The sequence below is a fragment of the Flavobacterium chungnamense genome, assembly GCF_039539165.1.
GTDB classification, from domain to species: Bacteria; Bacteroidota; Bacteroidia; order Flavobacteriales; family Flavobacteriaceae; genus Flavobacterium; species Flavobacterium chungnamense.
This window is the reverse complement of record NZ_BAABCS010000006.1, coordinates 68,638-88,242: the sequence shown is the minus strand read 5'-3', so window position 1 is coordinate 88,242 and position 19,605 is coordinate 68,638. Positions and strand designations below refer to the sequence as shown.

The window sequence follows — 19,605 nt, the reverse complement described above, 5'->3', positions numbered from 1 at the left end:
TATATACAAATGTTAGTATCTTGGAAAGAAAAACATTCATAAAAACACTAATAGGAGGAGCGGCTATGGCATCATTACAACCATTTTATAATTGGACTAAAGACTTAGCAGAACAAGAAGAAAAACTTCCAGCATTGTTTATTGGTCACGGATCGCCAATGAACGGAATTGAAGACAATGAGTTTTCAAGAACTTGGGCAAAATTCGGAAAAGAAATTCCGAAACCTAAAGCTGTTTTAGTTATCTCAGCTCACTGGTTAACAAATGGAACGCACATTACAGCCATGGATAATCCTAAAACCATTCACGATTTTGGTTGTTTTCCACAAGCGTTGTTTGATGTTGAATATCCTGCAAAAGGAAGTCCAGAATTGGCAAAAGCAACCTCCGAATTAATCACCTCAACCAATGTTGGCTTAGACCATGATTGGGGTTTAGACCACGGAACTTGGACAGTAGTGCGTCACATGTATCCCAATGCAGAAATTCCGGTGTTGCAATTGAGTATTGATTATAACAAACCTCCTCAATACCATTATGATTTGGCTAAACAATTGGCTTCTTTAAGAAAAAAAGGAGTTCTGATTATTGGAAGCGGAAATATGGTGCACAACCTTCGAATGGTTGCTTGGGACAAACTGCAAGAACCAGAATATGGTCTTGATTGGGCAATTGAAATGAATACCATATTTAAAGAAAAAATAGGGAATAATGATTTCAAATCGTTAATTGAATACGAGAAACTTAATGCTGCAGCCAAACTAGCTATTCCAACACCAGATCATTATTATCCGTTGTTGTACAGCATCGCATTGCAAGACAGTAAAGATGAGGTAAGTTTCTTTAATGATAAGCCAGTTGGAGGTTCTTTAACTATGACTTCTGTGAAAATAGGATAAATAAAAAAGGTAAGCATTACGCTTACCTTTTTTATATTAAATCACTTCAATTTTTGGATTTATCTTCTTAATTTCCTCAATAAAAATATCACTCATTTTAGGTGAAATAAACAAATCATCAAACTGATTGTAAGTCACAATAAAACCTTTGGTGTCTAAAGCTGGTTTCAACATTACTGGAACATTCAATCCTGAAAAACGCTTTATAGACTTGATTTTGGTGATATCAACGCTACCACGAATTGGTCCCGAACGATACAAAAGAAAGTTGTTTTTTATTACATATCTCGTATCCAACAAAACCCAAAGAATAAAAGCAGTTACCAATGATATAATGATAATGGGAGCAACAGGAATATTTCCTTTGGTTAAGTTTAAAACTAACATAGTAATTAAAAACAATACCAAACCCCATAGGATAGCAATGGTAAAAGTGTTTTTTGTGGATAGGAATCGTTTCATTTTTTATAATCCTAATTTAGATTTGGTAGCTTTTGTCAAACCATCTTTGTGCAAAAGTACGGAGATACTTTTCAATTTCAAATAAGAAACACTCATGTATACAAAACCATCTTTACCTGATTTTGAACCCCAAGAATTTTTTACTTTATAATAAATTTTACCCGTTTGATCTTTCACTTTTCCAACGATATGCATCAAATGGTCGTCTTGAGTAGTAAGATTTTCAAACTGAGATTGACGGTAGTCAGCCGTAATGTTTTTCTCTGGTTTGATTTCTGTTGTAATTACTTTTGCATCTTCGTCTTTTTCAGCTACTACAGCCACACCATTTTTACCAGAAAAAGTAGTTTCAGAAACATCACAATCTAAAGCAACAGTATAACCATTGTCGATAGCATTGTCAATATTTTGAACATACTCATCCAAAGTTAAATTGTAAAACAAACCATTCGAAAAATTATCAGGAATGTCTAGTAAGAAGGGTTTGTTGTATGGCTCATGAGTAAATGAAGAAATCGTAACATAGTTTTTCGGATTTACTTTAGTTAGTTCCATAAAACTCATTGGGGTGTATTTTTTACCTTCATAAGTAAATTCGATTACGTTTTTACCCATGTAAACATCCAAAACAGCGTTGATAGCTTCTTTCCATTGTGGTGATAATTTTTGTCCCGGATTAGAAACATAAGTTTTCAACATAGCTTCTAGAACAGCCGTCATTTCTGCATGGTTGTATTTGTCGTCAGCATTCAACTTTCCATTGTAAGTACTTTGTGGTACCAAACCAAAATCTTCTGCGCTGTTGATGACATCGTGTGCCAAACCACCTTCGCCAAATTGTGCTTTGCCTTGACGCATAACATAATTCCAAGCTTTTTTAGGATAGGTATTTCTTACGTTATACATTTCAGATAAATCGATTTTCTTCCCTGTAAGGCGAATAATCTCAGCTTCTAAAAAAGAAGTGGTCGAAAAACTCCAACAAGTTCCAGTAATATCTTGAGAAATTACAGGATTGGCTTCAATGTCTTTAACGGTTTGAAATTCATAAGTCTGCGCATAACTTCCATAAGCAATAGAAAGTAATCCGATGGAGAAAAGTAGTTTTTTCATTATTATTTTTCAATTAATTTAAACGATTTTACAAATTGTGTAGCAGCTTCTGATTTGGTATTTCCCATTAATATCACAATAAAGAAATGATTTTCTTTAACAATACAAAAAGCTTCCATATCAACTTCTGCAGTAGTTCCTGCAAATCTTATGGCTTTGTATTTTTCGTTGTATAAATATTTTTCATCCAATGTAGGTGCATATTTTCCTTCCATTTGAGCTTCAACATTTTTTATAGCTCCGTTTTTAACACCATCAAGAATCCCATCAACACCAGTATCACCAAGTTTTGTAATTAATTCTGCAGGATAAACATTTTCCGATAACACTATAACAAAATCTTCACCTTCACAACTGTAAGAGGTACTTTGTATTTTTCCAACTTTAGTATCAATTTGGTTTTTCTCCACTTCTGGCTTTGTTGGAAAGGCAGCCATAAACCCTGCATCAGGAAAAGCGGTTGCTTTTACTTGTGATGTAGCTGTTAATGAAGTAGTTAAAACAAATAAAGCAACAAATAAATTTTTCATAAAGAACTTTCTTTTTAAATAAGTCATAAAAATAGTATTTTTACGCTTAAAAAAAGAATATGTCAGAAATTAATTGGGTAGTCGCTAAAGAATTTGAAGATATAACCTATAAAAAATGCAATGGAGTAGCGAGAATTGCATTCAATCGACCGGATGTACGCAATGCGTTTCGTCCAAAAACAACAGCCGAATTATTACAAGCCTTTCACGATGCACAAGAAGATACTTCTATTGGAGTGGTGTTGCTATCAGCTGAAGGTCCAAGTTCTAAAGACGGAATCTGGTCATTCTGTAGTGGTGGCGACCAAAAAGCAAGAGGTCATCAAGGATATGTTGGAGATGATGGATACCATAGATTAAATATTTTAGACGTTCAACGATTAATTCGTTTCATGCCCAAAGCAGTGATTTGCGTTGTTCCAGGTTGGGCAGTTGGTGGCGGACACAGTCTTCACGTAGTTTGCGATTTGACACTTGCGAGTAAAGAACACGCTATTTTTAAACAAACTGATGCCGATGTAACGAGTTTTGACGGAGGATATGGTTCCGCTTACTTAGCTAAAATGGTCGGACAAAAGAAAGCTAGAGAAATCTTTTTCTTAGGAAGAAACTATTCCGCACAAGAAGCTTTTGAAATGGGAATGGTTAATGCCGTAATTCCTCACGATGAATTAGAAGTCACTGCCTACGAATGGGCTCAAGAAATATTAGCCAAATCACCAACGTCTATCAAAATGCTAAAATTCGCCATGAATTTAACCGACGACGGCATGGTAGGACAACAAGTTTTTGCTGGCGAAGCAACAAGATTGGCTTATATGACCGACGAAGCGAAAGAAGGAAGAGATGCTTTCCTACAAAAACGCAAACCCAATTTCGATAAAAAATGGCTGCCTTAGGTTAGTGTTCATTATTCAGTACTCAGTGCTCAGTATTCAGTTGCCAGTGTTTAGTTGTCAGTTATCAGTTTACACTCACAGTTTGTCATTCCTAAAGAATCAATAATTTTACTATGAAAAACATAATAATTTTAAGTTTACTATTGTTATTATCTACTAAATCTAACTCTCAAGAGAAGGTGAAGAGGGATGATAATAAGTTTTTGATTTCACTACATTACACAGGAAATAGTAGAAATGACAATTTTGTTAGTGATAACTATAATGGAATTCTTGGTTTGAATGCTCATTATGTTTTGTTCAATAACGAATTAATTAGTGTTCAAGGTGGATTGGGATTAGATTATTTTCAAGGTCGAGTTATTGATAATCAAGTTGATTTAAAAAACAGAGTAATGGTCAATCCTAATTTTGGAATTGAGTTTAATGCTAGTAAAACATTCAAACCTTTTTTTAATTTAGGATACTCTTTTTTTTCGGCTAAATATGTTATCAAAACAACTAATTTGAACCTTTTTGACCCAATGGATCCTGCATTTCAAAGTGGAAATTTTGAAGAAACAGAAAGTTTTAATAGTCTTTCAATCAATCCTGGATTTAGACTTTATTTTAATGACAAAATTTACTTTCAAACAGATTACAAATACTTACCAATAGAATCTAATATTAATTCCCATATCTTAGCTTTGGGAATAGGTCTAAAATTTTAATTTATGGAAGAATTTACTAACGAAGTCATAGACACCAAGCAACTTCCTCGATATGAAGAAGTGCAATTGACACCTTTGCATCCAAAATATTTAAAAGTTGTACTGATAAATTCTTCATTGTTTATAGCAATTTTAGTTATTGGATACTTTTTGTTACTAATCTTTGACAAAGAAAATATTTCACCAAAATTTTCTATACAACTTGCAATTGCTGTAGCAGTTATTTCCATCTTTAAACTATTTTTCTCAATACTTGGATTTAAGAAAAAAGCCTATGCTTTTAGAAATCACGATGTAATTTACAGAAGTGGTATTATTTCAACCAACACTATGGTAATTCCTTATAATAGAGTACAACACGTTGCGCTACATGAAGGATTTGTTTCTAGAATTTTTGGTTTAGCCAAAGTAGAAATCTTTACAGCTGGAGGAAGCTCAAGCGATTTAGAAATACCCGGAATTGAAAAAGAGGAAGCTGAAAATATTAAGCAGTTATTGATGGGTAAAATTCAAAAGCAACTGTAATGGAAACCAATTTCAATCAGCCACAAAGACAATCTTCCATTGGAATTTTGGTCATGTTTGTTGATTCTTTGCAAAAATTTGCAAGGGCTTTTTGGCCTATCATTCTGATTTCTCTTTTTAAGGCAGATACTCTTAGCAAATTGTATGTGTTTTTAGCAATCATTGGTGCAATAGTAGTTGTTGGTGTCATTGCTTATTTAAGATATTTAAATTTTACATTTTATATTGATGATGAGAACGATGAGTTTATAGTGAACGATGGTGTAATCAACAAAACTAAAACTACCATTCAACTCAATAAAATTCAACAAGTAAATATTCATCAAAATCTTGTGCAACGCCTTATTGGTGTTTATGCTTTAAGTGTAGATACTGCAGGAAGTGATAAAAAAGAAGGTAATATCAAAGCTATTTCGCATCCATTGGCATTAGCATTGAAATCAAAATTATTAGATAATGAAAATCTAAAAACAGTTGTTTCTGATGAAAATACTACTGATATTCAACAGGCAATTACAACTTCAGAAAACTATCCTTTTCTAAAAATCAATCTTGTTAGTTTGTTTAAAATTGGAATTACTTCTAATTATGTTAAAAGCATTGGTTTGATTCTTACGTTCTTTTTTACAATAATCGAAAATCTGCATCAAATAGGAAAAGAGGATGTTATTGACGAAGACAAAATTGAAACAGCCATAAGTAATTATCCAGCTATCTATGCCATTCTTGTATTTGTTGTAGTGATGTTTACTGTAATATTTCTAATCAATATTGTTCGAACTATCGTTAAGTATTTCAATTTTTCTATTGCTAAGCAAAAAGGTTCTTTGTTATTGTCTTACGGATTAATCAATACAGAAAGTACTATTCTAAAGCCTGAAAAAGTGCAAATTGTCAATATTTCAAGAAATTTCTTTCAGAAAAAACTTGATGTACTAGAAATCAAAATCAAGCAAGCTACAAGCGATGAAAAGAAACAGAAAAAGAATTTAATTGAAATTCCGGGATGTAATTCGAAAGAGCGCGATGAAATTTTAAAACTGCTTTTCAATCAATTACCAGAAAGAGGAGTGATGATGCAACCTAATTTTCGTAAATTAGTTTTCTCTATTTTTCTAACAATTATCTTACCTTTAACAGGATTTTTTATCTTTGGTATTAAAGTAGACGCAATTGTATTTCAATACAGCCATTTTGCTGTTTTTTATACGGTGTTTTTGTTATTGATTCACGTATTCGGATTTAGAAATTACCGTTTATTTGTAAGTGATAATCATATTATCAAACAAAGTGGCGCTTGGGATGTAGACAATGAAATAATCGAAATTAAAAAAATACAAGCCATTACAACCTCACAATTGTTTTGGCACAAAAACCTAAATATAGGTTCGTTAACTTTGCACACAGCAGGAGGTAACTTATCGTTTTATTTAGGCGAATACAATACAATAAAAGAATACGTAAACCTTTGGCTGTACGAAATAGAAACCTCAGACAGCAACTGGATGTAATAATAATATTAGATATCTGATATTAGATATAAAAAACATCTAATATCAAAAAATCTAAAAATCTAAAAATCTAAAAAATGAAACACTGGATTGAAGCCGCACGAGTAAGAACCTTACCACTTTCTGTATCCGGAATATTGGTGGGTAGTTTCTACGCTATGTCTCAAGGAATTTTCAATTGGAAAATTGTGATTTTAGCACTTTCTACTACCTTAGGATTACAAATTCTATCCAACTTCGCGAATGATTATGGCGATGGAGTGAAAGGTACCGACAACGAGGATAGAATAGGGCCAAAGCGCGCCATCCAAAGCGGATTAATTACGCCAGGCGAAATGCGTTATGCTATATTCATCACAGCATTTTTGACCTTGGTTTCGGCAATGTTATTGATTTATGTTTCATTTAAAGGCAAGTATTTTCTTTATTCTATTATTTTCTTTGTTTTAGGAATTCTTGCTATTGCTTCGGCTATTCGTTATACAGTAGGTAAAAATCCTTATGGCTATAGAGGTTTAGGCGATGTTTTTGTTTTCACATTCTTCGGATTGGTAAGTACATTTGGAGTTTATTTTATGTTTTCTAAACAAATCGATTGGTTGTTGTTTCTTCCTGCAACAGCAATCGGATTACTAAGTGTAGGCGTATTAAATCTAAACAACATGCGTGATGAAGAATCCGATAGAAAGTCGGGTAAAAATACTATTGTTGTTAAAAATGGAGGTGCTTGGGCTAAGAAATATCATTATTTTCTAATCGTTTCTGCAATGGTTCTAATGTTAGCCTTTGCCTTAATTTTCGATTTCAGCTACAGAGATCCAAACCCAGGAAGATTCAATTTTGATTTGTATTTCTTCTTAATTGCTTATTTTCCAATAATCGCACATCTTAAAAGAGTTGCTAAAAATAAAGAACATAAATTATTAGATCCTGAATTAAAGAAATTAGCACTTAGTACTTTTCTTTTATCAGTACTATTGTCATTATCACTTATCTATTTACTCTCTGACTTTTTAATTTTTTATACTAATTAAATAATTATTGTATATGAAAATCACATTCTACGGACACGCCTGCATCGGAATTGAAGTAAGCGGAAAAAATATCTTGGTAGATCCATTCATCACTGCCAATCCAAAAGCAAGTCACATCGATATCAATTCGCTCAAAGCAGATTATATTTTACTAACGCACGCGCACCAAGACCACATTCTCGATGCAGAAGCTATTGCAAAGCGCACAGACGCAACTATTGTCTCTAACTATGAAGTAGCAGTGCATTACGGAAATAAAAGCCTAAAATACCATCCAATGAATCATGGCGGAAGCTGGCAGTTTGATTTTGGTAAAGTAAAACTAGTCAATGCCATCCACTCAAGCTCTTTTCCTGACGGAAGCTATGGCGGAAATCCATGCGGTTTTGTAATCGAAGGCGAACACAAAAACATTTATATCTCCGGCGATACAGCACTTACAATGGATATGAAACTCATTCCAATGCGCACCAAACTCGATTTGGCAATTTTGTCCATCGGTAACAACTTCACTATGGATGTTGAAGACGCCATTCTAGCTGCCGATTTTGTGGATTGCGATAAAGTACTTGGAGTGCACTTCGATACCTTCGGATATATCGAAATCAACCACGACGAAGCCAAAAAGAAATTCTTTGATGCTGGCAAAGACCTAATGTTATTAGAAATCGGTCAAAGTATTATGCTTTAAATTCAGGAGCGAATGGTATGGTAATTGTTATCAACCCTATTCCTGCTGTACGCACTACATGGTAGATGCTTCCATCAGGGCTAATTAGTAATTGTATTGAATCAAATTAAAATGTTAAAGAAATTATATCTTATCCTACCAATACTTGCAGCAACAATAGCTTCTGCACAATCTAAAGACGGTTATTGGGACAATGTTCGAACTACAAGCGAAACCATTATTCTTAAAGCCGGAGAGAAAAAAGTAATCAAAACTGCCGATTTTCCCGAAGGAACTACAGAGATAGTTTACCGAATAACACTTCTAGACGACAACCAAAAACTGTCTTCTAGTTTGGTTTCTGTTCTTAAAGCCATTCCCGATCCAACAGGAATCAGTCAAGGAACTGCTGGAGTTATATTTTTAGCTTCTTCCATTTCTGGTGACGACAAAACTAAATATGCTATTTTCTCTCAATCCAAAGACGCAGAGGAGTTTCTAACTTCTGATAAACCTAACAAAGCTTGTTTGTATCAAGAAACACCTGTCAACAAAGAAGCGCGTTTGCTTAAAGCCAAAGATTCGGATTGTTTTACTGCTAAAACCCAAAATCTTTACTTCGTTTTCGAAAGCGATAATTGGGTGATGAAAGAAAAGGTAATCCTAGAAGTAGTGCCTTGGATTGACAACAAAGCAAGCCGTGGTTGGAACAACGATACTAAAAAAGAATTACTCAAAGTAGCTCAAAATCTAGAGTTAGCTAAATCATTAAACAAGAAAGAAGAATTCTACGCTTTGTTTCTAGAAAACATTTCTAAGAAATATAAAGCAAGCGAATACCACCAATTACTTGCTGTTGAAAAAAATAGAGCTACAGAGTTAGCTATTGAGGAAAGCTTACGTCAAACAGGTGAAATCAATAAGTACTACGGAGCAATAAGAAATAAATCGGTTGCCTTATTCAACAAAGGAAAGCTTCAAGAAGCCATCGAAGTCATTAATACAGACATCATCAATAAAAACAAAGCCACAAGTGCTGATTATGCCTTGTTAGGAGGTTATTATTTGGTAACCAAACAATTTGCCAAAGCAGAACAAGCATACAACACAGGTTTAAAACTTAATCCATCCGATATTATTTTTCAATTGAAATTGGCTCATGTATATATGTTTACCAATAGATTGTCAATGGCCAAAGCCCTTCATAAGTCATTTTCAAATCAAAACATAGAAAGCAACAAAACTTGGAAAGAACAAGTAAATGATGATTTTAAAGAGTTTCAAAAATTCGGCTTACCATCAGAAAACTTCAAAAAGACTTTACGAGTTTTAGAATAATCTATCTCTAACAATCCAAAAATCTAACAATCCAGCAATCCAGCAATCTAAAAAATGAAAGCCACTTACCAAAAATACATCCTAAACTTCAAACGACCATCTGGAACATCTAGAGGCGTTATGAACGAAAAAGAAACTTGGTTCATCATTCTAGAAGAGAACGGAAAAAAGGGAATAGGTGAGTGTGGAATCCTTCGCGGACTAAGTGCAGATGACAGACCTGATTATGAAGAAAAATTACAATGGACTTGTGAAAATATTCACATCGGAAAAGACCTACTTTGGGAAACACTTTTAGAATTTCCTTCTATTCAATTTGGCGTTGAAATGGCGTTCCAATCGTTAGCCTCAGAAAACCCTTTTTTATTGTTTCCATCGGAGTTTACCGAAGGTAAAAAAAACACGGACATTAATGGTTTGGTTTGGATGGGTGATGAGGTGTTTATGAAGGAGCAAATTGAAGAAAAATTAGCACAAGGTTTTCATTGCATCAAACTTAAAATCGGTGCCATTGATTTTCAAAAAGAACTCGATTTATTGCACTTTATACGTCAAAATTTTGATGAAAATACTATCGAAATTAGGGTAGATGCTAATGGTGCTTTTAGTGAAGATTTAGCTTTAAATAAATTGAATCAATTAGCTGGTTATAAATTACATAGTATCGAACAACCTATTGCAAAAAACTACACTGACACTATGGCAGAGCTGTGTAAAACCACTCCAATTCCTATTGCTTTAGACGAAGAGCTTATTGGTGTGTTTACATACGAAGAGAAAGAACAACTTTTGCAAAAAATAAAGCCACAATACATCATTTTGAAACCTAGTTTTTTAGGCGGATTTCGTGGTACAAAAGAGTGGATTGATTTAGCTAATAAACACAATATTGGTTGGTGGATTACTTCTGCTTTAGAAAGTAATATAGGTTTAAATGCCATCACACAATGGACCTATTTACAACAAAATCCAATGCCTCAAGGACTCGGAACAGGTGGATTATATACTAATAATTTTGATAGTCCGTTAGAAGTAAAAAATGGACAAATTGCTTACAATACTTCTTTAGATTGGGTGTGTAAATTAATCTAAGTATTACTTCCGAATTTCATTAAATTTTCGTATATTTGATAGGCGATTTCATTCGTTTAATACCTTTTCAGATGCGATATTTTCTAATTTCTTCCATAGTCATAGGTTTTCTATTGATTTCTTGTTCTAAAAAAGAACTAACCGAAACACAACCTAAAAAAGGTGATGTAACCGAAAGTGTTTATGCTTCGGGTATTGTAAAAGCCGAAAATCAATATATTGTTTTCTCAACGGTTAATGGCGTTTTGCAAACTATAAACGTTGAAGTAGGACAAACCATAACCGAAGGGCAAGCTTTATTTCAAATAGAAAGTGATAAGGCAAACCTAAATACTGAAAATGCTCAACTTGCTTATCAACTCAGTAAACAAGACAATAATTACATTCGAGATAAAATTTCCGAAATGGAAACCAAGGTCCAAGCTGCTAAAGATAAATTGGCATTGGATTTGTCCATTTATAACAGAAATAAGAACATCAAGAAATACAACATCATTTCTGAAGTAGATTATGAAAGAATTGAATTGGCTTATAAAAATTCTAAATCCAATTATGAAGCCGCTGTAAAGCAATTAGCACAACTTAAATCGCAACTGCAAAATGACCAAACTCGTAACAGTATCAACTTAAAAATTAGTCAAAAAACTAAAGCTGATTATACTATTAAAAGTGCCTTCTATGGCGAGTTATTTGATGTTTTAGTCAAAAAAGGGTCTATGGTTACTACACAAACACCACTAGCCATTATTGGAAAGAAGAATTCTTATTTACTCGAATTAGAAGTCGATGAAAACGATATGGTTCGCGTTAAATTAGGTCAAACCATGCTAGTAAGTATGGATAGTTACAAAGGAAAAGTATTTGAAGCAACGGTTGATAAAATTTATCCAATTATGGATGAGCGTTCTAGAACATTCAAAATAGAATCTCATTTTTTAAATACACCACAGCAATTATATCCAAACTTAACAGCCGAAGCTAATATTGTAATAAAGGTTAAAAAAGACGTAATTACGATTCCGAAAAGTTATCTTATTGATGGTGAATATGTTTTGGTTAACAAAAACGAGAAACGTAAAGTAAAAGTAGGATTAAGCGATTACCAAAATGCTGAAATCTTATCAGGATTAACTGTTGACGAAACCATTTATTTACCACAATAATGAATTTCAAACTAATTTTTAATATTGCCATCCATTTACTTAAAGCCAGACTCAAACAAACTATTGTGGCTGCAGTCGGAGTTACGTTCGGAATTGCAATGTTTATTGCTTTAGTGAGCTTTATGAATGGTTTAAATGATCTATTAGATGGGTTAATGCTAAATAGAACCGCTCATGTTAGACTTTACAACGAAATAAAGCCTACTTTAAAGCAACCCATTGAATTGTCTGAAAAATACAAGAACAGCACTAATTTTATAAGCTCTATTAAGCCCAAAGACAGAGGAAAAGCCATCTACAATAGTCAAGCAATTATCAATTACCTAAAGCAAGATAACCGTATTATTGATGTGGCACCCAAAATCAATGTGCCTGTTTTTTTTAATTCCGGAACCATTGAAATTTCTGGAGTTATTAACGGAATTGATGTTTTGCCAGAAGAAAAACTATTCAAAATAAGCGATTATGTTATCGAGGGTAAAGTGGCTGATTTGATTCAAAACAACAGTATTATTATTGGTAAAGGTTTGGCTGATAAAATGTTACTTGCCGTTGGTAATATGATAAAAGTAACCTCGGCGAAAGGAAATCTTGCGTCGTTAAAGATTGTTGGAATTTCACAATTTGGTATCGCGGAATATGATAACACAATGAGTTACACTTCTTTGGCAACAGCTCAAAAATTGCTTGGAGAGTCTACAAATTACGTTACAGACATACAAGTAAAATTGTTTGATATAACCACAGCTCCGAGTGTTGCAGTTGAATTTCAAAACAAATTTGAAATCGATGCAATTGATTATCAAACGGCCAATTCACAATTTGAAACAGGAAGCACTGTGCGAAGTATTATATCCTATGCTGTTGGCGTTGTGTTGCTTATAGTAGCTGGATTTGGAATTTATAATATTCTAAACATGATGATTTTTGAAAAGATGGACAGTATTGCCATTCTAAAAGCAACTGGTTTTTCAGGTAATGATGTAAAATGGATTTTTATTTTGTTGGCGCTAATCATCGGATTGGTTGGAGGTGTTTTTGGATTGATTTTCGGGTTTGTATTTTCTTCAATCATAGATGTAATTCCGTTTGAAACGGCTTCGTTGCCTACAATAAAGACTTATCCTATCAATTTCAATCCATTATTTTACGTAATCGGAATTGTTTTTGCATTGCTAACTACCATTATCGCCGGACTTTTTCCAGCACTCAAAGCCAGTAAAATTGATCCTGTAGAAATCATTAGAGGAAAATAAAATGAGTAAAGTATTAGAAACAAAAGGTTTGACCAAATATTTTTATGACCCAGTTAAATTTCAAGTACTGAAAGGCATTGACATGACCATAAATCATGGCGAGTTTGTTTCCATAGTCGGAAAATCAGGTTGTGGAAAATCTACATTACTGTATTTGCTCTCAACAATGGATACCGATTATGAAGGACAATTGTTTATAAACGAAGAACTTATAACTGGAAAATCTGATAAAGAATTAGCTGCAATCCGCAATGAAAAAATTGGATTCGTATTTCAGTTTCATTATTTACTTTCAGAATATAACGTACTAAAAAATGTCATGTTGCCAGGAATGAAACTAGGAAAACTATCAAATTCTGAAATCGAACACAATGCGATGGAGCATTTGAAAACTCTTGACATGCAAGAACAGGCACTAAAAATGCCAAATCAATTGAGTGGTGGTCAAAAGCAACGTGTAGCTATTGCAAGAGCATTAATCAACAATCCATTAATCATTATGGGCGATGAACCTACAGGAAATCTTGACAAAAAAAACAGCGACTTAGTTTTTGATATTTTCAAAAAACTTACGTTAGAAGAGAAGCAAACGTTATTAATAGTAACCCACGACAACGATTTTGCCTCAAGAACCAACAGAATCATCACAATGGAAGACGGAAAAATAATTAAAACCTAAAACTTCCCACTTCTCACTTCGTACTTCTTACTTCGTACTTCTCACTTAACAATAATATCATATTTCTCCAAAAGTCCTTTCAATCCATCTTGAGAGAAAACAGCTTTTTTAATTTTGTTTTTATCAGGATCGAAGGCATAATCATAACTAGTAGAAAAATCAGCTTTATTGGCGATGGTATCAATGAAAACAGCTCTTCTTAGGTTACAATTATCAAACAATACTTCGGTTAAATCACTGCCCATAAAGTCGGCTGAAATCAAACTGCAATTGATGAACTGCATTTTCTTAAGCTTTAAAGCATAAAATTTAGCGTAGTCTAACAAGCAATCTTTAAAGTGAAATTCAAACAGTACTTGGTCAGTCATGGCAAAATTCACATTCGTGAAATTACATTTAGTAAAAAACACACCGCGTAAAGAAATATAATTGATTTTAGTTTCTGCAAAATTGCAATCAAAGAAATTACAATCAATAAAAGTTACCGTTTGAAACGTACAAGCTCTGAAATCACAATTGTAAAAAGTACAATTCTCAAAATCTTTAAACTTAGTATTGGTATCATCAAACGTTTGGTTTCTAAACTCTTGGTCTAAAATATAATCGGTGTGCATGTTTTTTATTTTGTGAGCGTAAAGTTAGGGAAAAATAGTGTTCAGTTCTCGGTTTTCAGTATTCAAGTTTACAACCACCGTCACTTCGAGTGTTTTTTATATAATTGCGACCAAGCAATTATATAAAAAATGTATCGAGAACTTAGAAGCAATAAATAACATTCTTTAACTGTGCCACCAAAAAAATCCGACTCATTCCGCGTTTGCGAAGCATCCGACTCATCCGCGTTCCAATCTTAACACAAAAGTCACAAAAGATTTTTAAGATTTCTCAGATTATTTCAATCTGTGTTCCAAAAAATACATTGTGCAACTCTGTGCTAATCTCCTTGTAACTCTGTACCACCAAAAAAATCCGCCTTAATCCGCGTTTGCGAAGCATCCGTTTCATCCGCGTTCCAAAACTAAAAACTCACATCTTTTTGTTAATAAATTCCAATAATATTATTTCAAATAAACCCAATGATATAATACATTTGAACGTAATGAAAACGTATATAAAATGAGAATAGAAACCGAACTAAAATTAGGATTTAAAGATGTAATGATAAGACCAAAACGTTCTACGCTAAACAGTAGATCGCAAGTGTCATTAGAAAGAGAATTTAAGTTTAAACACAGTACCGTTACATGGACAGGAGTTCCAATAATGGCTGCTAATATGGATACTGTTGGAACTTTTGAAATGGCTTTAGCTTTGGCAAAAGAAAAACTATTTTCATGCATTCATAAGCATTATACCGTTCAAGAATGGAATGATTTTATAAAAAAAGCTCCATCAGATATTTGTGATTATATTGCAGTAAGCACCGGAACAGGTAAGGCTGATTTTAAAAAGATTGCAGAGATATTTGAACATAATCCGCAGCTCAAATTCATTTGCATTGACGTAGCTAATGGCTATTCTGAGCATTTTGTGGCGTTTTTGAGACAAGCGCGCAAACAATATCCTGATAAAGTTATCATTGCAGGAAACGTTGTTACTGGCGAAATGGTAGAAGAATTACTTTTAGAAGGCGCTGATATTGTAAAAGTGGGAATCGGACCAGGTTCGGTTTGTACTACAAGAGTTAAAACAGGCGTTGGTTATCCACAACTTTCTGCAATTATTGAATGTGCCGATGCGGCTCATGGTTTGGGCGGACACATTATTAGCGATGGAGGTTGTGCTATTCCAGGTGATGTTTCTAAAGCATTTGGAGCTGGTGCTGATTTTGTAATGCTGGGCGGAATGTTAGCCGGACATACCGAAAGCGGTGGTGAAACTATTGAAATTAACGGAGAAAAGTTCAAGCAGTTTTACGGAATGAGTTCGGAAACCGCAATGAAGAAGCATGTTGGAGGTGTAGCAGAATATCGAGCTAGTGAAGGTAAAACAGTACAAGTTCCATTCAAAGGTGATGTGATTGATACGCTTCATGATATACTTGGTGGCATTAGAAGTACTTGTACTTATGTTGGGGCTTCCAAGTTGAAAGAATTAACTAAAAGAACCACCTTTATTAGAGTTTTAGAACAAGAAAATCGAGTTTATACCAAATAGTATGTCAGATAACGAAGCTTCCTTCTTTAAATACTGTCCCAATTGCAGTTCGCAAAACCTAACTTATGTAAACAATTTCAAGTTGCATTGTTCCGATTGTGATTTCGTTTTGTATCACAATATCGCTGCTGCTGTAGCCATAATTTTTACTTATGAAGACAAAATTCTTTTCACAGAAAGAAACGTTGATCCTGACAAAGGAAAACTAGATTTGCCAGGTGGATTTATCGATCCAAATGAAACTGCAGAAGCAGCAGCTTGTCGTGAAATAAGCGAAGAATTAGGATTAACTATTACTTCAAATGATTTGACCTATATAACCACATCGCCAAATAATTACCTATATAGAAATGTGCCTTATAGAACTATGGACATCTTTTACGAATGTGAACTTAAGAGTGATGTAATTTCCATCAATGCAGCCGATGAAATCAAGTCGCTAATCTGGATAAAAAGAAGTGAAATCGACTTAAATAAAATTGGATTTGTATCCATTCGAAAAGTCATTGGTGAACATTACGTCAAATAGTAAAGTTACTTTAACTAAAAATTAGTATTCGTTTTGATGGGTACTTCACTTTAAATAGTAATTTTATATGCTATGGAAAAGAACACTAAAAAAGGATTTTTCTTCAAGAAATACGAAGCACCCAATCTTTCGCCATTTGATAAGCTTTTTGATATTTTCAAAGAGTTAATCACGCACACTTCTGGCGACTTTGATGAGGCCATCGATTGGTTACGACAGTTGGATGTTGAATATAAATTAACGGACGAAAATTATACTGTCGACGATTTTATTGAAGATTTAAAGAAAAAAGGATACATCCGCGAAGAACTAAAAGACGATGGAACTTCGGGAACCGGAATTACAGCCAAAACCGAAAGAGCCATTCGTCAAGCGGCTTTAGACCAAATTTTTGGGAATCTTAAAAAATCAGGCACTGGAAATCATAAAACTAAATATTCGGGAAGTGGTGATGAAAAAACAGGCGAGTTTCGCGACTATCATTTTGGTGATGGCTTAGAAAGTATTTCGTTAACCGAAAGTCTTCGTAATGCTCAAATCAATAATGGAGTTGATGAATTTAAATTAACCGAAAATGATTTGGTTGTTGAAGATGCGCAATTCAAATCACAAATGAGTACCGTTTTGATGATTGACATCAGCCACAGTATGATATTGTATGGTGAAGACCGAATCACACCAGCCAAAAAAGTAGCAATGGCTTTGGCAGAATTAATCACAACACGTTACCCAAAAGACACCATTGACATTCTAGTTTTCGGAAACGATGCTTGGCCAATAGCCATTAAAGATTTACCTTATCTAAAAGTCGGACCTTATCACACCAATACCGTTGCTGGATTACAATTGGCGATGGATATGTTGCGAAGAAAACGAAATACCAACAAGCAAATTTTCATGATAACCGACGGAAAACCAAGTTGCGTGCGTGAAAAAGACGGAACCTATTACATGAACAGTAATGGTTTGGACGAATACATTGTAGAACAATGCTACAATCAAGCGGCTCAAGCCAGAAAATTGCATATTCCAATTACAACGTTCATGATTGCAAACGATCCATACTTACAGAAATTCGTAAACCGATTTACTGAAGCCAATCAAGGAAAAGCATTTTACACCGGGCTTAAAGGTTTGGGTGAAATGATTTTTGAGGATTATGAGACGAATAGGAAGAAGAAGATTAAGTAAGGGAATAGAAGAAAGAGGAAAGAAGAAAGAGGAAAGAAGAAAGAAAAAAGAGAAAAGAATATAGAATATAGAAAATACTATGAAAGATATAAAAACATTAGCAGAATTAAAAAAATCCGGTTGGGTTTCAAGAAGTATTAAAGATGAGTTGCGTGATAATTTGCGAACTAAAATAAAATCGGGTAAACCAGTTTTTGAAGGCGTTCACGGATTTGAAAACACCGTAATTCCTGAATTAGAACGTGCTATTTTATCACGTCACAACATCAATTTACTCGGACTTCGTGGTCAAGCGAAAACACGTTTGGCGAGAAAAATGATAGAATTATTAGACGAATACATGCCTATTGTGGAGGGTTCCGAAATTAACGACGATCCATTCAATCCGATTTCAAGATTTGCTAAAGATTTAATTGCCGAAAAAGGCGATGCTACTCCAATAAAATGGATTCACAGAAGCGAACGTTTTTCTGAAAAATTAGCTACACCAGATGTAACAGTTGCCGATTTAATAGGTGATGTCGACCCAATAAAAGCAGCTAACTTGAAATTATCGTATGCTGATGATAGAGTAATTCACTTCGGAATGATTCCAAGAGCGAACCGTTGCATATTTGTAATTAATGAATTACCCGATTTACAAGCTAGAATTCAAGTGGCTCTATTCAATATTTTGCAAGAAGGCGATATTCAAATTCGTGGCTTTAAAGTACGAATGGCATTAGACATGCAATTTGTTTTCACCGCCAATCCAGAAGATTACACCAATCGTGGAAGTATTGTAACGCCATTAAAAGACCGAATTGGTTCCCAAATTCTAACGCATTATCCAGAAACGGTTGCCATAGCTAAAACGATTACACATCAAGAAGCCAAATTAGACCAACTACAATCGGATGCAGTTCATGTTCCCAATTTAGCGAAAGATTTGTTAGAACAAATAAGTTTTGAAGCAAGAGAAAGTGAGTATATTGATGCCAAAAGCGGTGTAAGTGCGCGTATGAGTATCACAGCTTATGAGAATTTACTAAGTACTGCCGAAAGAAGAGCTTTGTTGTCTGGAAGCGATAAAACGTCAGTACGATTATCCGATTTTATGGGAATTATTCCTGCCATTACGGGTAAAGTCGAATTGGTTTATGAAGGTGAACAAGAAGGTGCAGCAGTTGTAGCACAGTATTTAATAGCAGATGCCATTAAGACGTTCTTTCCAGCTTACTTTCCTAAAATAGAGAAGTTAGAACGTGATGCTGATTCCAGTCCGTATGCCAAAATACTAGAATGGTTTTTTGCAGAAACAGGCTTCGAATTGTTAGACGATGCAACAGACGAAGAATACAAAAAACAATTGGATGCAGTAACACCATTAGAAGATTTAATCCAAAAATACCAACCAGAATTCCCATTAGAAGACAAGTATTTCTTAAAAGAATTTGTACTTTGGGGATTGGTGGAATACGATAAACTAAGTAAAGATAGAGTAGACGTTGGCTATCAGTTTAAAGATTTGTATAGCAGTTATATCAATAAACTATAAATAGTAATAATCGAGAATCTTAAATAGGTTCTCGATTTTTTTTTTAGACTAAACTTTCCTACATTCCATTCCACCACAAAAGATTTCTCAGATTATTCCAATCTGTGTTGCAAATAAAATCCGCGACCATCTGTGTTTGCGAAGCAATCCGTTTCATCCGCGTTCCATTTTTAAACACAAAAGTCACAAAAGATTTTAAAGATTTCTCAGATTATTCCAATCTGTGTTGCAAATAAAATCCGCGACCATCTGCGTTTGCGAAGCATCCGTTTCATCCGCGTTCCATTTTTAAACACAAAAGATTTTAAAG

Annotated in this window: 20 protein-coding genes; 16 read left to right on the top strand and 4 right to left on the bottom strand. The window is 34.0% G+C overall.

The window, feature by feature from the left end; all coding sequences use genetic code 11:
• Nucleotides 1-65: 65 nt before the first annotated feature.
• Nucleotides 66-899, top strand: a complete 834-nt coding sequence (gene ygiD, locus ABD771_RS04475) for a 4,5-DOPA-extradiol-dioxygenase (RefSeq protein ID WP_345091336.1) — start codon at nt 66-68, stop codon at nt 897-899.
• Nucleotides 900-935: 36 nt separating this feature from the next.
• Here ygiD and ABD771_RS04470 read toward each other — a convergent pair whose 3' ends face one another.
• From ABD771_RS04470 to ABD771_RS04460, 3 genes are read right to left on the bottom strand one after another with little or no spacing between them, the layout of a single operon-like run.
• On the bottom strand, nt 936-1,361 hold the full coding sequence (locus ABD771_RS04470) for a PH domain-containing protein (protein ID WP_345091195.1): 426 nt from the start codon (nt 1,359-1,361) through the stop codon (nt 936-938).
• 3 nt (nt 1,362-1,364) lie between these two features.
• Nucleotides 1,365-2,474: a C1 family peptidase gene (locus ABD771_RS04465; protein WP_345091193.1), complete on the bottom strand. Its 1,110-nt coding sequence runs from the start codon at nt 2,472-2,474 to the stop codon at nt 1,365-1,367.
• Between the two features lie 2 nt (nt 2,475-2,476).
• Complete coding sequence (locus ABD771_RS04460) at nt 2,477-3,004, bottom strand: hypothetical protein (protein WP_345091190.1); 528 nt, start codon at nt 3,002-3,004, stop codon at nt 2,477-2,479.
• Between the two features lie 59 nt (nt 3,005-3,063).
• Between ABD771_RS04460 and ABD771_RS04455 the strand changes: the two genes are divergently transcribed.
• The 11 genes from ABD771_RS04455 to ABD771_RS04405 all read left to right on the top strand — a co-directional run bounded on the left by ABD771_RS04455 (nt 3,064) and on the right by ABD771_RS04405 (nt 13,881).
• Nucleotides 3,064-3,903 carry a 1,4-dihydroxy-2-naphthoyl-CoA synthase gene (locus tag ABD771_RS04455; RefSeq protein ID WP_345091187.1) on the top strand — a complete coding sequence of 280 codons (840 nt, stop codon included), beginning with the start codon at nt 3,064-3,066 and terminating at the stop codon, nt 3,901-3,903.
• 113 nt (nt 3,904-4,016) lie between these two features.
• Nucleotides 4,017-4,613, top strand: a complete 597-nt coding sequence (locus tag ABD771_RS04450) for an outer membrane beta-barrel protein (RefSeq protein ID WP_345091184.1) — start codon at nt 4,017-4,019, stop codon at nt 4,611-4,613.
• A gap of 3 nt (nt 4,614-4,616) precedes the next feature.
• A complete protein-coding gene (locus tag ABD771_RS04445; protein ID WP_345091181.1) occupies nt 4,617-5,138 on the top strand; it encodes a PH domain-containing protein in 522 nt (173 codons plus the stop codon).
• A complete protein-coding gene (locus ABD771_RS04440; protein WP_345091179.1) occupies nt 5,138-6,649 on the top strand; it encodes a PH domain-containing protein in 1,512 nt (503 codons plus the stop codon). Before ABD771_RS04445 ends, ABD771_RS04440 begins: the two co-directional genes overlap by 1 nt.
• Nucleotides 6,650-6,726: 77 nt before the next feature.
• Nucleotides 6,727-7,683 (top strand): 1,4-dihydroxy-2-naphthoate octaprenyltransferase, encoded by a 957-nt coding sequence (menA, locus tag ABD771_RS04435; protein ID WP_345091176.1) that lies wholly within the window; start codon nt 6,727-6,729, stop codon nt 7,681-7,683.
• Nucleotides 7,684-7,696: 13 nt separating this feature from the next.
• The gene (locus ABD771_RS04430; protein WP_345091173.1) at nt 7,697-8,374 is read left to right on the top strand and encodes a metal-dependent hydrolase; all 678 of its coding nucleotides are present in this window, start codon (nt 7,697-7,699) and stop codon (nt 8,372-8,374) included.
• A gap of 111 nt (nt 8,375-8,485) precedes the next feature.
• A complete protein-coding gene (locus ABD771_RS04425) occupies nt 8,486-9,691 on the top strand; it encodes a tetratricopeptide repeat protein (RefSeq protein ID WP_345091170.1) in 1,206 nt (401 codons plus the stop codon).
• Nucleotides 9,692-9,745: 54 nt separating this feature from the next.
• The gene (locus ABD771_RS04420; protein ID WP_345091167.1) at nt 9,746-10,783 is read left to right on the top strand and encodes an o-succinylbenzoate synthase; all 1,038 of its coding nucleotides are present in this window, start codon (nt 9,746-9,748) and stop codon (nt 10,781-10,783) included.
• A gap of 71 nt (nt 10,784-10,854) precedes the next feature.
• A complete protein-coding gene (locus ABD771_RS04415) occupies nt 10,855-11,946 on the top strand; it encodes an efflux RND transporter periplasmic adaptor subunit (protein WP_345091163.1) in 1,092 nt (363 codons plus the stop codon).
• Nucleotides 11,946-13,202: an ABC transporter permease gene (locus ABD771_RS04410; protein ID WP_345091160.1), complete on the top strand. Its 1,257-nt coding sequence runs from the start codon at nt 11,946-11,948 to the stop codon at nt 13,200-13,202. Before ABD771_RS04415 ends, ABD771_RS04410 begins: the two co-directional genes overlap by 1 nt.
• Before the next feature lies 1 nt (nt 13,203).
• Nucleotides 13,204-13,881 carry an ABC transporter ATP-binding protein gene (locus ABD771_RS04405; protein WP_345091157.1) on the top strand — a complete coding sequence of 226 codons (678 nt, stop codon included), beginning with the start codon at nt 13,204-13,206 and terminating at the stop codon, nt 13,879-13,881.
• 41 nt (nt 13,882-13,922) lie between these two features.
• Here ABD771_RS04405 and ABD771_RS04400 read toward each other — a convergent pair whose 3' ends face one another.
• On the bottom strand, nt 13,923-14,495 hold the full coding sequence (locus ABD771_RS04400; protein WP_345091154.1) for a pentapeptide repeat-containing protein: 573 nt from the start codon (nt 14,493-14,495) through the stop codon (nt 13,923-13,925).
• A gap of 502 nt (nt 14,496-14,997) precedes the next feature.
• On the opposite strand from ABD771_RS04400, the gene ABD771_RS04395 reads away from it, so the two are divergent.
• The 4 genes from ABD771_RS04395 to ABD771_RS04380 all read left to right on the top strand — a co-directional run bounded on the left by ABD771_RS04395 (nt 14,998) and on the right by ABD771_RS04380 (nt 19,295).
• Complete coding sequence (locus ABD771_RS04395) at nt 14,998-16,038, top strand: GMP reductase (protein ID WP_345091150.1); 1,041 nt, start codon at nt 14,998-15,000, stop codon at nt 16,036-16,038.
• A 1-nt stretch (nt 16,039) separates the two neighbouring features.
• Nucleotides 16,040-16,567, top strand: a complete 528-nt coding sequence (locus ABD771_RS04390) for an NUDIX hydrolase (RefSeq protein ID WP_345091147.1) — start codon at nt 16,040-16,042, stop codon at nt 16,565-16,567.
• 72 nt (nt 16,568-16,639) lie between these two features.
• Nucleotides 16,640-17,758, top strand: coding sequence for a vWA domain-containing protein (locus ABD771_RS04385; protein ID WP_345091145.1), 1,119 nt, complete (start codon nt 16,640-16,642; stop codon nt 17,756-17,758).
• Nucleotides 17,759-17,837: 79 nt separating this feature from the next.
• Nucleotides 17,838-19,295, top strand: coding sequence for a MoxR family ATPase (locus tag ABD771_RS04380; protein ID WP_345091142.1), 1,458 nt, complete (start codon nt 17,838-17,840; stop codon nt 19,293-19,295).
• Nucleotides 19,296-19,605 lie beyond the last annotated feature (310 nt).